This window comes from Leptobacterium flavescens (assembly GCF_010671605.1).
Taxonomy (GTDB): Bacteria; Bacteroidota; Bacteroidia; order Flavobacteriales; family Flavobacteriaceae; genus Leptobacterium; species Leptobacterium flavescens.
The window spans coordinates 466,894-480,032 of the sequence record NZ_JAABOO010000002.1 but is presented as its reverse complement, the minus strand read 5'-3'; the positions used below and the strand labels follow the sequence as shown (position 1 = coordinate 480,032).

The following is a 13,139-nucleotide window of genomic DNA, read 5'->3' as shown; positions in this document are numbered from 1 at the left end:
ACGGCTTTAGCCGGACGATCAGGAGTTTATTCGTCAAAGAGGTCGGAAGACAAATATCTGTCGCCTCTGTCGCAGATAATGGCCACTACAACGCCTTCTTCCAGCTCCTCGCAGAGTTTCAGAGCTGCAGAAATTGCTCCTCCGCTACTCATCCCGGCAAAGATCCCTTCTTCCTTGGCCAGTTTTTTAGCCATCTGACGGGCATCCTGCTCACTTACCTCAATAACCTTATCTACTTTGGAAGCATCAAAGATCCTCGGAAGGTATTCTACGGGCCATTTGCGTATTCCGGGTATTCTGGAATCATCTGTGGGCTGCACCCCGACGATCTGAACTTCCGGTTTCTTTTCCTTCATAAAAGTAGAAGTCCCCATGATGGTACCTGTCGTTCCCATAGAGGAGACAAAATGGGTTATTTTCCCTTCGGTATCCCTCCAGATCTCAGGAGCGGTGGTTTTGTAATGAGCTCTCCAGTTATCATCGTTCCCGAACTGATTCAGCATAAAGTAACCTTCGTTCTTTACCTTGGCCTCCGCATAATCTCTGGAGCCTTCTATCCCAACATCTGAACTGGTCAGGGTTACCTTGGCACCGTAGGCCCTCATGGTCTGTACCCTTTCCTTGGTGGAATTCTCAGGCATAACCAGTTCTATATCCAGGCCGAAGATCCCGGCTATCATAGCCAGTGCAATACCTGTGTTACCACTGGTTGCCTCAATAAGTTTGGTGTTTTTATCTATATCGCCTCTTTCCAGGGCGCTGCTGATCATATTGTAAGCAGCCCTGTCCTTTACGCTTCCGCCGGGATTGTTTCCTTCCAGTTTCAGATAGAGGCTTATATTTGGATTAGTCTGAAGTTTATTAACTTTTACAAGGGGAGTGTTGCCAATCTGGTCAACAATTTTCTTATTCATGGATAGCATTTTTAATTTTTATTTCCGGATCGTGGTATACGATGGAGTTTTCCGGAACAGAACTCGTCAACCAGGCACTTCCTCCAATGATACTGTTAGCACCTATAACCGTTTCACCTCCGAGGATGATGGCATTGGCGTAAATTGTAACATTGTCTTCTACCGTGGGATGCCTTTTAATGTTCTTCAGGTTTTTGGATACGCTTAAAGCCCCGAGGGTTACCCCCTGATAGATCTTGACATTGTCTTTAATAACGGCTGTTTCGCCTATAACAATACCTGTGGCATGATCGATAAAGAAAGATCTGCCTATCTGAGCTCCCGGATTGATATCCACTCCCGTAAGTTTATGAGCGTATTCGGTCATTAAACGAGGGATAAGCGGTAAACCGATCTTGTAAAATTCATGGCTTAAACGATAAATGGCTATGGCAAAGAAGCCGGGGTAGGCCAGGTAAACCTCTTCAATGGAATTGGAAGCCGGGTCATTTTCATAGATCGCCACTGCATCGAGATTCAGCTTTTCCAGGATCTCGGGAAGTTTTTCCACATATTTGTTCCAGATCTTGGTGCAATAGTTAAGCTGGTCCCAGCAGGCAAGCTCTACCAGTTCGGTAAATTGCTTTTCCAAAAGGGACAAATGGGTTTCAACATCGGTTTCGGCATCAAAGAGAGTGTAAAACAACTGATCGGTGAACAACTCCGTTTCTTTTTTCAGCCGGAACTTTAAATGTGGCCGTTGTTTCTGCTTCACGATATTTTTGATAATGGTTGACTTGTCCATTGTTTTTTCTTTTTCTAGCAGTTGTAGTTTTTCAAAAGGACTTAACTTAGTCGGGTTTTTTGATTAAAACTACAATTTGAATGATTAAAAGTAGGCTAATAATGTCAGAACTGACAAGCTTTTAGGCAATAAATAGCTTATTTAACATTTTTTTAATTAAACCAATCAGTCTAATTTTTATATTGCTAACAGATTCAGTTATATGGGTTATAAATATCAAAAAAAGGACATTCTGAAGATAGGTTACGATACCATCCGTAAAAACGGATATCATAATGTCGGGATCAATACGATCCTGCAGAATGCAAATATACCGAAAGGTTCATTTTACAATTTTTTCGCCTCCAAAGAGGATTTTGCTCAGCAGGTCCTGCAGTTTTACGGGGAGAATTCCGGGAAATTCATCAGCGAAATGCTGTCCGATAAACGTCATTCACCTTATAACCGTTTAAAAAATCTGTACAGAGAACTCATCAGTCAAAATGAAGAGGATCAATATGCTAGCGGATGTATATTAAACAATATGGCTAATGAAATAGGAGGTTTGAACAAACCCCTTTCGACGGTGATAGACAAAATATTCATGAACTGGATGTACCTTCTTGCCGATTGTATCAAGGAGGGACAGTTGCTAGGGGAGATCAGGGACGATCACTCCGCCCTGGAACTGGCCGAATATATTCACACGGGTATTTACGGAGCATATTCCAGAATGAAAATGACGCACGACAGGCTTTATTTGGATAATTGGTTTAAAATGACCTTTGAATTTATAAGTTCTTAAGAATATTCTAAATCAAATTAAACAGAATGGTCTAATTATTTTTTGAAAATTACAATAAACCCGTAAAGAGGGGATAATTTATATAGCAAAACCATAATATGAGCATAATAGGCGATGTTACCAGGCTGATAGAAGCACGTAAAGCAGTGTTTCCTGCTTTGTATATTGAAAAGAATATACCAACCAGTATAATAAATAAGATGTTATCCAATGCCAACAGGGCACCTACCCATAAACTTACCGAACCCTGGAGGTTTAAAGTGATCAGGGGAGATGCCAGGGCCCGCCTGGGGAATTTTATGTCCGCCAGGTATAAGAAACTCTATGAGGGGAACGGCTTTTCGGAGCGGAAGTTCAACAAACTCAGGGAGAACCCGCAACTTGCGGATACCGTAATAGCCATAATTATGCAGAGAGACAGGGAAGAACGTATTCCCGAGTGGGAAGAGATCGCAGCGGTTTCCATGGCAGTACAGAATATGTGGCTGACTGCATCTGCTCACGGAGTAGGCAGTTACTGGAGTTCGCCGGCCCTTATCAGTCATCTGGGCGATTTCTTTAAGCTGGAGGAAGGGCAGAAGTGCCTGGGATTGTTTTATATGGGATATTACGAGGAAGAGATCCCCGTTTCCAAAAGAGGCCCCATCGAAGAAAAGGTAGAATGGTTAGATAAATAATAAAAACAACATAAAATGAGCGCTACAATTTCAAAATCCGTTTTTGAATTTTTCAGCAAACTTGAAAAAAATAACAACCGCGACTGGTTTAACGACCACAAAAAAGAATTTAAAGCTATTGAAGCCGATGTCAAGGCTTTTTGTGCCGAACTGATGGAACAAATGCAGAAGCACGATGAGATAGATAAGATGAAAATGTTCAGGATCTACAGAGATGTCCGCTTTTCCAAGGACAAAACCCCTTATAAAACGCATTTTGCGGCTTCCTACGGGCGAAACAAGCCAAAACTGAGAGGTGGATACTATTTGAGATTAAAGGAAGGAGAGAGCTTTATTGCAACCGGTTTCTGGGACCCGAATAAGGAAGACCTGCTGAGGATCAGGAAGGAATTTGAAATGGACGACTCCGAGATCAGGGATATCCTGAACGATAAGACCTTTAAATCTACCTGGGGAGAACTGAGCGGAGAAGAGGTGAAATCAGCACCTAAAGGATTCAACAAAGAGCATAAGGCCATCGACCTGATCAAGAAGAAGCAGTTTATCTTTGTCAGGAATTTTACGGACAAAGAAGTACTGGCACCTGACTTTCTGGATAAGGTAAATGAATCTTTCAGGATCATCCGGCCCTATTTTGATTTTATGAGCGATGTCCTGACGACCGATCTTAACGGTGTATCCCTGATCGATTAGGCTACCTGACTCTTTTCGAAGAGTTGTACCTGATCTTTCAGGCGTTCTATAACAATATTCATCATCCGCTTGTTAAGGGCGGAGGAGTTTTCTATGTAGAGAAGATATTCCTCTACCGAAAACTGCCCGATGATCATTCCCTTGAGGGAATTCCTGAACTTTATATCTTTCTGAATGGCATTTTCAACATACATCAGTTTCTTTTCCAGTACAAAACCGTAAAAGTTCCCTTTGTGTTTATTGATATAATTCCGGAAAGCCTCTACAAGCAGTTCATTTTGCAGTTTGATAACCGGTCTCAGGGTTGCGTTCTGAAATCGCTCATCACTGCTCATGTTCTCGTAAATCAATGCGGTTGGAATTTCCGGACGAATGCGTAACAAATCCTCTGTGCGCGTATCCATAATAGAAGTTTTACTAAAGTTACACATATTCTTATCTCGATTTTTTGCGCCTTCTTCAGACTTGTTCACTTTTTTATGAACAATTTTTAGGCCTCAGATCGCCTCGCGGGAACTTAATTATTTACCTTTATGGAAAATAAGTTTTTATGAAATTCGGAAAAGTCGAAGACCCGTCAATTATAGACTTCAGCATCCCCTCAGATCACGGGGATACAGAAGTGATACTGAACAATATTAAAGAGAAGAATGATACTGCTTTTAACCTCTATGTAGGCTGTGCCAAATGGAACAGGCAGGACCTTAAGAACTTTTATCCCCGGGGCACCAAAGACGAACTGGAGTATTACTCCCGTCAGTTTAACTGTATAGAATTAAATGCTACTTTCTACAGGATCTTCCCGGGAGAACAGTTTGCCAAATGGTACGATAAAACCCCCGATGATTTTAAGTTTTTCCCGAAGCTATCCCAGGATATCAGTCACCTGAGGCGTCTTAACGACAAGGTATACCCCTTTGTAGATGCTTATCTGGATGCGGCCAGCAACCTCAAGGAGAAACTGGGAACTATCTTTTTACAGATGCACAATAACTTCAATCCGAAGAACTGGGACAGGGTGATCACTTTTGTGGAGCGATGGCCCAAGGAGTTTAAACTGGCCATAGAATTCAGGCATACCGATTGGTTTAACGATGAAAAGATAGCCCAGGAACTCTATCATCTTCTGGAAGAGAACAATATGGCGAATATTCTGGTAGATACTGCCGGCAGAAGAGACCTGATGCATATGCGCCTTACCAATAACGAAGCTTTTGTACGCTATGTGGGTGCAAATCACGAAAGCGATTACGACCGGCTGGATGAGTGGGTGGAGCGCCTTGCAATGTGGAAAGACAAGGGCTTGCAGAATATTCACTTTTTTGTTCATCAGAACCTGGAAGTGGAATCGCCTTTACTTTCAGCTTACCTGATCGGAAAACTGAACGAAAGACTGGGTACCTCGCTTAGGATACCACAGACCCTGGTTCCGCCTAAAAGTCTTTTTTAATAGGTAGCTCCCACTTCAACAAAGGTATTTTTACGGTGTAGCCTGGGAGAGAGCGGTGAAGCCATACAACAGGTAGAACCAAGGTGAAAAGCGGCCAGGTCGTCCAGTTTACGGATCCTGGCGTTTAACTTTGTGTTTTTGTTCAGTTCTACGGTTCCCACTGCGGGGCCGCCTACGATGGACAAATACCAGATCTTACCTTCCTCATCTCTGATATCTATATTATACCGTTCGTTGCGAAAAGCAGGAAGGGAAGGATTGTGTTTGTAGATCCACGGACGTAAGACCACAAGATCTCCCGGAATATGTTGTATGCGTACGATCTTTCCATCTATCGGAGCATGAATGCGATGATAGTTCTTATTGTGCAGGAACACATTGGAAAAAGTGTAATGGTCCGGAATATGCCCCTCGTCCAGGCCAAAGATCGTATCCGGTGTTCTTTTATCACATTTTACCCGGGAATACGGAATGTCCTTTATACTTCCCAGATCGCATAGCAGGCCTTCACAGGGCCATACAAAGGTATCCGGGTTGTGTGGCAACTCCCTGAACTCGCGGGTAAAAAAGTCCTGAAAACTCTCATAAGCGGTTTTTCCATTCGGAGGTTTAAACTTGTCGAGATAATCCGGATCCTTATAGTGAAAACGTACATAGGCCTTTATGATACGCCTGGAAAAGCGGCTATCGAACAGCGAACTGTATTTTTTGGAAATACTTCTCTGAAAGGGACTCGGCAAATTACCCCAAAGCTTTACAGAGAAGAAAGTGTACAGATAAGCCCTCCATTGAGGTACTTTAAAAACGTTAAAATGCGGGTCGGAATAATAGGTAGTTACGGGTAGTTCCATAGTATGGGATCTTATTTTTCAGGACGATTATCCCACAATACATTAATGATCTTCCACTGGTCGTTTATCTTGGCAAGGTGCATATAGTCATAAAAGTCGTATTGATTGGTGGAGGCTTTGATGCTGGCTATATTACCGTCTATATCCAGGATCTTAACATCTACTTTTAAGGGCTCATCCTTCTTTTTGGCCCACTTCTTCCCGTCGAGCTTGGTGAGCGAGACCAATTCTGTATATCCCATGTTTTTAACGAGTTGAAAACCTTCACGCTCTATGATATGCCTTTTGGCAACTTCATGATGGACAGCATTTTCCATCTGAGCGGTGTTGGAAGCGTAATAACTTTCCATATAATCGATTGCGGCTTGCTTGATAGCCCTTTCATCACTGGACTGTGCATGGAGTACCAGGGACATAAAAAAGAAGATGAGGAATTTGATGAGAGTGTTCATAATGATGACGTTAGGTGATTGTTCTCTTAAATTTATTTCATCTGTTTGTAGATCGGTAACCGATTAAGAAAAGTTTAAACAAAGATTAACAATAGTGTTATAGGAGTTCTAATTTTTTGTTAAATAGATCGCTAAGTCCTTATTATGCGTAAATTTATGCTTCAAAATTTTTATCCGATGAAAAAAATAACAGCTTTAGTTGGTCTATTCCTTCTCTTGTGTATAGGCGTAAATGCCCAGGAAACCATTAAATTCAAATCCGGAGACGGATTAGGTATCACAGCAGACCTCTATCCGAAAGACGGAGCAGATACTTTTATAATTCTGTTTCATCAGGCCGGATGGAGCAGGGGGGAATACAAAGAGATCGCTCCTAAACTGAATGCTAAAGGATATGCCTGTCTTGCTGTAGACCTGAGATCGGGAGGAGAAGTGAATGGTGTATTGAATCAGACACATAAGAATGCGGCCCTTACGGGTAAAGCAACCGGATATACCGATGCATTTCAGGATATTGAGGCTACGGTAAGCTACGTAAGGAAACAACTAAAAGCTAAAAAGATCATCATCTGGGGAAGTTCCTATTCTTCATCCCTCGTACTGAAATACGGCGGGGATTATCCAAATAAAATAGAGGGGATACTGTCTTTTTCTCCGGGAGAATATTTTGGCAATAAGCTTTCCGTAAAGAAAAGCGCTTCTACCATTACGGCACCTGTTTTTATCACATCGGCCAAGAGCGAGTCGAAGAACTGGAAAGCGATCTATGACGCTATTCCTTCGGCTTCTAAAAAGTCTTTTGTTCCACAAACCAAAGGGAATCACGGTTCAAGGGCACTGTGGGGGAAATTCGGAGACCACACGGCATATTGGACAGCCGTTGATGCTTTTCTGGCAGGATTATAATCGGATACTATGAGATTTCATACCAGAAAATGGGTAAAACCCGAAGACTTAAATCCGAACGGAACTTTGTTCGGAGGAAAATTGCTGGCCTGGATTGATGAGGAAGCGGCACTTTACGCCAATATTCAGCTGGAAAACCAGAAGATAGTAACCAAGCATATGACCGAGATCGATTTTAAAAGTTCTGCCAGACAGGGAGATATTATCGAAATCGGAATAGATGTGGTACGCTTTGGAAAAACATCCCTTATCCTTAACTGTGAGGTGCGAAATAAAATGACACAGGAAACCATTATAACGGTAGACAGTATTACCATGGTAAACCTGGATGAGGACGGGAAACCCGTACCTCACGGAAAGACGAAAATAGAATTCGTTAAGGACCGGCTTAAGAATTCAGATAAGTAGGATTACCCCTTTTTGTTATCTTCTGCTTTTAGTTCCAGAATGTCCTTTCCTTTGGTCAGTTCAAATACTTCAAGATCGAAATAGCTAACCGACGACAGTAAATGATCGAAAATATCGGCCATGATATGCTCGTAATTTTCCCATCGTTTATCACTGCTGAAGGCATATATCTCCAAAGGAATACCCTGAGCTGTAGGCGCCAGTTGCCGCACCATGACCATCATATCTTTATTGATGGCCGGATGCTCATGTAAATACATATTCGCGTATTTTCTGAACACTCCCATATTGGTCTGATTTCTCCCGTTGATGAGGAGTTCTTTATTAACCGAATTGGAACTATTGTAATCTTCAATATCTTCCTGTCTGTGTTGCAGATAGTTTTTTATCAGGCTTATATTGCTCAGTTTTTGAAGATCCTCTTCCTTCAGGAAACGAATACTGTTGGCAGCGATCAGAATAGAGCGTTTGATCCTTCTTCCGCCGCTTTCCTGCATTCCTCTCCAGTTTTTAAAAGAACCTGATATCAGGCTGTAGGTAGGGATGGTGGTGATGGTATTATCGAAATTACGGACCTTTACGGTAGTGAGGTTGATCTCAATAACATCTCCATCGGCCCCGTACTTTTCCAGGGTAACCCAATCTCCAATACGCACCATATCGTTTACGGATACCTGAATACTCGCAACAAAACCTAAAATAGTATCCCGGAATACCAGCAACAGGATAGCGGAGGCCGCTCCCAGAGTGGTCAGGAACTTAAGGATATCCTGCCCCGTAAGCTCCGAGAAAATATAGAGGAAACCGACAAACCAGATAAACATAATAATTACCTGAGAGTAGCTATCCAGCGGTTTGTCCTTGAAGGAATCTTTGCTCTTCAGATATTCTCTTATCGATTTGATGACACTCCTGATGATCCATACAACAAGAATGATCAGATATATATCGGTTACTTTAAGGATAAAATCCTGGAAGTCCGGAAAATCCTGAAAAACATATGGAATACTTTCTTCAAAAAGAAAAAGAGGAGCAAAATGCGCCGCATACCTGGGAAAATTACTCTTGACCAGAAAATCATCGAAAGTAGATTTTGTCTTATTGGAAAAAAGCAGAAAGGCACGGACGATCACCCTTCTCAGAAAGCGGTCCAGTAAAAAGACCAGCAGTACAACCACAATAAGGTTTAGAAACAGATTGGCGTATTGTGCTGTGGTCTCGCTGTAATTATGTTTGATCAGATAGTTATATAACCACCTGCTTATTCTTTGGATATCCTCTTGATAATTCATAGCAGCAAAAATACATCAAATCCCCTTTTCGGAAGAACAACCGCATAAAAAAAGATCCCAAAGCTTTTAAAGGCCCGGAGATCTTTTCGATTGGAGTATATAATAGTTGGGATTACTGTAATTCAGTTGCTATGATCTGTACTTCATCAAGCACTCTCAGGAGGTTCCCGCTCCATAATTTTTCTATCTCTTCTTCGGTATATCCGCGTTTTACGAGCTCGAGGGTTACATTAAAGGTCTCGGATGCATCATCCCACCCTTCAATACCTCCGCCACCGTCGAAATCCGAACTGATCCCCACGTGGTCTATTCCGATAAGCTTTACCATATAATCGATATGATCTACAAAATCCGCTACGTTAACATCCGGTGGAACATTTTCCATCTCTGCTGCCAGATCATTACTTATGGAAACGATCTGCTGCCTGTTCTCAATAAATTTAAGCAGGGTATCATCGTCTAAAGAACCGAATTCCGACCGGTCGTACCATTTCACTCCCAGTGAATCGGCTACTTTTTTATAAAGTCCGGACATGAATTTATTCCTTGCTTCAAATTTTTCTGTATTCAGATACGACCTGAAAGCTACAGTCTGAACCACTCCGCCGTTCTCTTTCAGAAGAAGTAGTTGCTCATCGTCCAGGTTTCTGCTGTGGTCACATAAAGCCCTCGCAGAAGAGTGCGAAGCTATAATAGGTGCCTTGGATAAGGCAACCATTTGTTTCATTGCCTCTTTGGAAGGGTGGGAAATATCGATCATGACCCCCCACTTATTCATTTCGGCCACTGCTTCTTTTCCAAGATCACTGAGTCCGTTGTACAGCCATACATCATCTCTCTCTCCCGTATTGGAGTCGCAGAACTGGCTGTGACCGTTATGGGATAAGGACATATAAAGAGCGCCCAGATCGCGGAACTGCTTAATATTGGCCAGATCGGTGCCTATAGGATATGCGTTTTCCACTCCGATCATGGCTACTTTTTTTCCGCTTTGATGAATGCGGCGGACATCTTCCGAAGAAAAAGCCAGCTCAATCTGATCGGGAGCGATTTCCTCGCATAAACGGTGAATGGCATCAAATTTGGAAATGGCATTCTCATAAGCCTTGGCATAACCATCGGTATTCAGGGAATCCTGTCCGGTATAAACGATCAGCCAGGAAACATCAAGACCTCCGGCATTCATTTTAGGCAGATTAACCTGGGTGTTCAGATCTGAAGTGTAATTGATACTGTCGGAAAAATTATTGACATTAATGTCGTTATGGGTATCAAGGGTGATAACTCTTTCGTGAATGGCTTTTGCCTCATCGATCACGGCCTGGGATATCTCAGGCTCCTGCTGTTCTGTTTTGGAAGCATCTTTTTTGCACCCAACAGCCAGAAGGAATAACAAGAACAGCGAACTGTAGATTATTCTCATAGTGTTTTTAGTCAATTAATTTAATTAGTAATGAACCAAATATACTCATTAAAAAGCAGTTATTTACGACTTTATGATTTTAGGGCGATCCTCATGATAAAATCATCCGCAGTCATAAAAAGCCATTTTCCGTCCTGAGAAAAAGCACAATTGGAAGTTGCCTGCCCGGTCTTTATTTTTCCAAGGACTTTTCCTTCGGGGTTAAATACCCAAACCCCGCCAGGGCCGGTAGCAAAAATATTTCCCTTACTGTCGACCTTCATTCCGTCGGGGAGTCCTTTTTCGTGTTTTGCATTTTCTGTGGCATCGTAAAAGATACTTCCCTCTTTTATCAGGCCGTTTTCATCCAGTTCATATATCATCCAGATAGCTTTTTCCGGATCGGAATTGGCAACGTATAATCTTTTTTCATCAGGAGATAAGGCAATTCCGTTAGGTCTGCTCAGGCTATCCGTTAAAAGATCTGCTTTTCCGTTTGCCAGGCGATAAACTCCCTGAAACGGAATTTCTCTGGAAGGATCTTCCGCCTGTTGTTCGAGTCCGTATGGCGGATCTGTAAAGTATACAGCGTTTCCGGTACTGAATACGGCATCATTCGGGCTGTTAAACCGTTTTCCGTCATGATCTGCTACAAGCGTCTCAAAATTGGCCTCAGGAGCAGAGAGAGGGCTTAACATTTTTGCCAGCCTTCTGTCGCCGTGCTGGCATAAGACGAGCTTGCCGTCTGAATCTATAAGCAGGGCATTGGACCCCAATTCCCCGCCTCTGGGAACAGCACCTGTATAACCGGAAGGTTTTAGATAGAGGCTTGTGCCTTCGTTTACCTTCCATTTGTAAATACTGTTCTTTGGAATGTCTGAAAACAGCAGGTATCCGCCTTCTTCCACCCAAACGGGGCCTTCCGTCCAGTCGAAGCCTTCTCCTATAACCTCTATCTGTGCATGGCTGTCGACAATATCATCAAAGAGGGGATCCAGGCGTTCAATACTTCCTGTTGTGGAATAGGAAGTTTCAACTATAGCGGGCTTTTCTTCCTTTTTAGCTTTGGAGTTGCATCCCCATAAAAAGAGGAGAAGAAGAGAGAAAAAAACAGCTGTAAATATATTTTTCATAATTGAGTTGGTATTAAGGCTGATAAATTAAAAGTAATTTTTGATTTAGAACAAAATGCTGATCAGTAAAATGATAAGTATGGAAACAATCCCGAAAAATAAGGTTCCCAGACTTTGTGTCCTGTATCCCATTTTAATATCCATTCCGGTCATCTGTGTGTAAACCCAGAAAAAGCTATCGTTAATATGAGATATTACCGTAGATCCGGCCCCGATGGCCAGCACCGTCATTGTTTTTAAAAAGGGAGAGTCCAGTCCCAGGGGTGCAAGAAGGGGAGCTACTACGGAAGCAGTGGTGATCAGAGCTACCGTCGAAGATCCCTGAGCAGTCTTTAAAGCGGCTGCTATAAAGAAAGGAACCAGGAGTCCGAGTTTAAACTGAGAGATCAGATCGCCCAGCAATACAATGATATCTGAATTCTGAAGTACTTTTCCGAAAGCACCTCCGGCACCTGTTATAAGTACTATCGGTCCGGAAACTTTTAAGGCTTCGCCAACCCAGCCGGACATACCCAAAAGCGATTTATCGAGCTTTTTAGGCAGGGTAAGTGCAATCAGCAAACCTATAAACAGTGCTACTACCGGATTCCCCGCAAAACGAATGATCTCCGCAAATTTCCCATCTCCGAATGGAAGGGTGGGGTAACTGGCTACCGATTGCAGAATGATCAGGACAATAGGGATCAGAATGGGCAGGAAGGCTTTGATTGCCGAAGTTTTATGTTGAGGCACCGCTTCCGGGGCTTCAGCAGTACTGTTTGCGAAAAACGGAATTTTTGCGGCATACCCCTGAATAAACAAAAGGCTTATTCCCAGGGTCAGGATACTGACAATAATCCCCCAAAGGATCACGCTCCCCAGATCTGCGCCCAGGATCCCGGCTGCAGCAATAGGCCCGGGAGTGGGAGGGACCATTACATGAGATGCCATTAATCCCATGGCCAGTGCCAGGGAGGTTCCTGCAAATGATACTCCGGCCTTTTTAGTGAGTGCCTTGTTGAGGGGGATCAGCATGATAAATCCGCTATCCGCAAATACGGGGATAGACAGCAGATAGCCGGTAAAACTCATAGCCGGGATCAGGAATTTTTCTCCTGTAAATTTTAAAACCCGTTCTGCGATGGCATAAGCACCCCCGGAATTCTGAAGAAAAGTACCGATAACTACTCCCAGAATGATAATGATCCCGATCTTTCCGATCGTTCCTCCGAAACCTTCATTGATAGATTGCATTAAAGTGGTGAGGGGCATCCCCGAGCATAAACCAAAAAATAATGCTGCGATAAGAAGGGAGAAAAAAGGGTGAATATTAAATTTTGCCGAAGCAAGAACAACAATAACGATACTCAGTATCAGTAAAACAATAACTAACATATGGTTGGTTTTATACTAT

General features: G+C 42.7%; 15 protein-coding genes. 6 read left to right on the top strand and 9 right to left on the bottom strand.

The features are described 5' to 3' along the window. Window positions 1-26: 26 nt before the first annotated feature. Window positions 27-914 carry a cysteine synthase CysM gene (gene cysM / locus GWK08_RS09830; protein WP_163606850.1) on the bottom strand — a complete coding sequence of 296 codons (888 nt, stop codon included), beginning with the start codon at window positions 912-914 and terminating at the stop codon, window positions 27-29. After that, the gene (gene epsC / locus GWK08_RS09825; RefSeq protein ID WP_163606848.1) at window positions 907-1,698 is read right to left on the bottom strand and encodes a serine O-acetyltransferase EpsC; all 792 of its coding nucleotides are present in this window, start codon (window positions 1,696-1,698) and stop codon (window positions 907-909) included. Before epsC ends, cysM begins: the two co-directional genes overlap by 8 nt. A gap of 202 nt (window positions 1,699-1,900) precedes the next feature. On the opposite strand from epsC, the gene GWK08_RS09820 reads away from it, so the two are divergent. The 3 genes from GWK08_RS09820 (at window position 1,901) to GWK08_RS09810 (ending at window position 3,852) form a co-directional block, all read left to right on the top strand. Then, on the top strand, window positions 1,901-2,482 hold the full coding sequence (locus GWK08_RS09820; protein WP_163606846.1) for a TetR/AcrR family transcriptional regulator: 582 nt from the start codon (window positions 1,901-1,903) through the stop codon (window positions 2,480-2,482). A 98-nt stretch (window positions 2,483-2,580) separates the two neighbouring features. Continuing rightward, a complete protein-coding gene (locus GWK08_RS09815) occupies window positions 2,581-3,159 on the top strand; it encodes a nitroreductase family protein (RefSeq protein WP_163606844.1) in 579 nt (192 codons plus the stop codon). Window positions 3,160-3,174: 15 nt separating this feature from the next. Beyond that, complete coding sequence (locus tag GWK08_RS09810; protein ID WP_163606842.1) at window positions 3,175-3,852, top strand: DUF2461 domain-containing protein; 678 nt, start codon at window positions 3,175-3,177, stop codon at window positions 3,850-3,852. Here GWK08_RS09810 and GWK08_RS09805 read toward each other — a convergent pair. Next, window positions 3,849-4,256, bottom strand: coding sequence for a glyoxalase (locus GWK08_RS09805; RefSeq protein ID WP_163606840.1), 408 nt, complete (start codon window positions 4,254-4,256; stop codon window positions 3,849-3,851). The two genes, GWK08_RS09810 and GWK08_RS09805, sit on opposite strands and share 4 nt — an antisense overlap. Window positions 4,257-4,402: 146 nt before the next feature. Between GWK08_RS09805 and GWK08_RS09800 the strand changes: the two genes are divergently transcribed. Beyond that, a complete protein-coding gene (locus tag GWK08_RS09800) occupies window positions 4,403-5,302 on the top strand; it encodes a DUF72 domain-containing protein (protein ID WP_163606838.1) in 900 nt (299 codons plus the stop codon). On the opposite strand, the gene GWK08_RS09795 is transcribed toward GWK08_RS09800, so the two are convergent. Next, on the bottom strand, window positions 5,299-6,153 hold the full coding sequence (locus GWK08_RS09795) for a phosphatidylserine decarboxylase (protein WP_163606837.1): 855 nt from the start codon (window positions 6,151-6,153) through the stop codon (window positions 5,299-5,301). The genes GWK08_RS09800 and GWK08_RS09795 overlap by 4 nt on opposite strands. 11 nt (window positions 6,154-6,164) lie before the next feature. Further along, complete coding sequence (locus GWK08_RS09790) at window positions 6,165-6,605, bottom strand: nuclear transport factor 2 family protein (RefSeq protein WP_163606835.1); 441 nt, start codon at window positions 6,603-6,605, stop codon at window positions 6,165-6,167. Window positions 6,606-6,782: 177 nt separating this feature from the next. Between GWK08_RS09790 and GWK08_RS09785 the strand changes: the two genes are divergently transcribed. Beyond that, on the top strand, window positions 6,783-7,511 hold the full coding sequence (locus GWK08_RS09785; RefSeq protein ID WP_163606833.1) for an alpha/beta hydrolase: 729 nt from the start codon (window positions 6,783-6,785) through the stop codon (window positions 7,509-7,511). Between the two features lie 9 nt (window positions 7,512-7,520). Further along, entirely contained in the window at window positions 7,521-7,919 is a 399-nt protein-coding gene (locus GWK08_RS09780) for an acyl-CoA thioesterase (protein WP_163606831.1), read from the top strand. A 2-nt stretch (window positions 7,920-7,921) separates the two neighbouring features. Here the strand turns inward: GWK08_RS09780 and GWK08_RS09775 are convergent, their stop codons facing one another. The 4 genes from GWK08_RS09775 to GWK08_RS09760 all read right to left on the bottom strand — a co-directional run bounded on the left by GWK08_RS09775 (window position 7,922) and on the right by GWK08_RS09760 (window position 13,120). Beyond that, the gene (locus tag GWK08_RS09775) at window positions 7,922-9,211 is read right to left on the bottom strand and encodes a mechanosensitive ion channel family protein (protein WP_163606829.1); all 1,290 of its coding nucleotides are present in this window, start codon (window positions 9,209-9,211) and stop codon (window positions 7,922-7,924) included. Between the two features lie 112 nt (window positions 9,212-9,323). Further along, window positions 9,324-10,634, bottom strand: a complete 1,311-nt coding sequence (locus tag GWK08_RS09770; protein WP_163606827.1) for a dipeptidase — start codon at window positions 10,632-10,634, stop codon at window positions 9,324-9,326. Between the two features lie 71 nt (window positions 10,635-10,705). Continuing rightward, window positions 10,706-11,746, bottom strand: coding sequence for an SMP-30/gluconolactonase/LRE family protein (locus tag GWK08_RS09765; RefSeq protein WP_163606825.1), 1,041 nt, complete (start codon window positions 11,744-11,746; stop codon window positions 10,706-10,708). Window positions 11,747-11,791: 45 nt separating this feature from the next. Further along, window positions 11,792-13,120, bottom strand: coding sequence for a GntP family permease (locus tag GWK08_RS09760; RefSeq protein WP_163606823.1), 1,329 nt, complete (start codon window positions 13,118-13,120; stop codon window positions 11,792-11,794). Between the last annotated feature and the right edge of the window lie 19 nt (window positions 13,121-13,139).

Coding starts and splice junctions, on each gene's coding strand:
- cysM (WP_163606850.1), bottom strand. CDS start 914: ATGAATAAGAAAATTGTTGACCAGATTGGCAACACTCCCCTTGTAAAA.
- epsC (WP_163606848.1), bottom strand. CDS start 1,698: ATGGACAAGTCAACCATTATCAAAAATATCGTGAAGCAGAAACAACGG.
- GWK08_RS09820 (WP_163606846.1), top strand. CDS start 1,901: ATGGGTTATAAATATCAAAAAAAGGACATTCTGAAGATAGGTTACGAT.
- GWK08_RS09815 (WP_163606844.1), top strand. CDS start 2,581: ATGAGCATAATAGGCGATGTTACCAGGCTGATAGAAGCACGTAAAGCA.
- GWK08_RS09810 (WP_163606842.1), top strand. CDS start 3,175: ATGAGCGCTACAATTTCAAAATCCGTTTTTGAATTTTTCAGCAAACTT.
- GWK08_RS09805 (WP_163606840.1), bottom strand. CDS start 4,256: ATGGATACGCGCACAGAGGATTTGTTACGCATTCGTCCGGAAATTCCA.
- GWK08_RS09800 (WP_163606838.1), top strand. CDS start 4,403: ATGAAATTCGGAAAAGTCGAAGACCCGTCAATTATAGACTTCAGCATC.
- GWK08_RS09795 (WP_163606837.1), bottom strand. CDS start 6,153: ATGGAACTACCCGTAACTACCTATTATTCCGACCCGCATTTTAACGTT.
- GWK08_RS09790 (WP_163606835.1), bottom strand. CDS start 6,605: ATGAACACTCTCATCAAATTCCTCATCTTCTTTTTTATGTCCCTGGTA.
- GWK08_RS09785 (WP_163606833.1), top strand. CDS start 6,783: ATGAAAAAAATAACAGCTTTAGTTGGTCTATTCCTTCTCTTGTGTATA.
- GWK08_RS09780 (WP_163606831.1), top strand. CDS start 7,521: ATGAGATTTCATACCAGAAAATGGGTAAAACCCGAAGACTTAAATCCG.
- GWK08_RS09775 (WP_163606829.1), bottom strand. CDS start 9,211: ATGAATTATCAAGAGGATATCCAAAGAATAAGCAGGTGGTTATATAAC.
- GWK08_RS09770 (WP_163606827.1), bottom strand. CDS start 10,634: ATGAGAATAATCTACAGTTCGCTGTTCTTGTTATTCCTTCTGGCTGTT.
- GWK08_RS09765 (WP_163606825.1), bottom strand. CDS start 11,746: ATGAAAAATATATTTACAGCTGTTTTTTTCTCTCTTCTTCTCCTCTTT.
- GWK08_RS09760 (WP_163606823.1), bottom strand. CDS start 13,120: ATGTTAGTTATTGTTTTACTGATACTGAGTATCGTTATTGTTGTTCTT.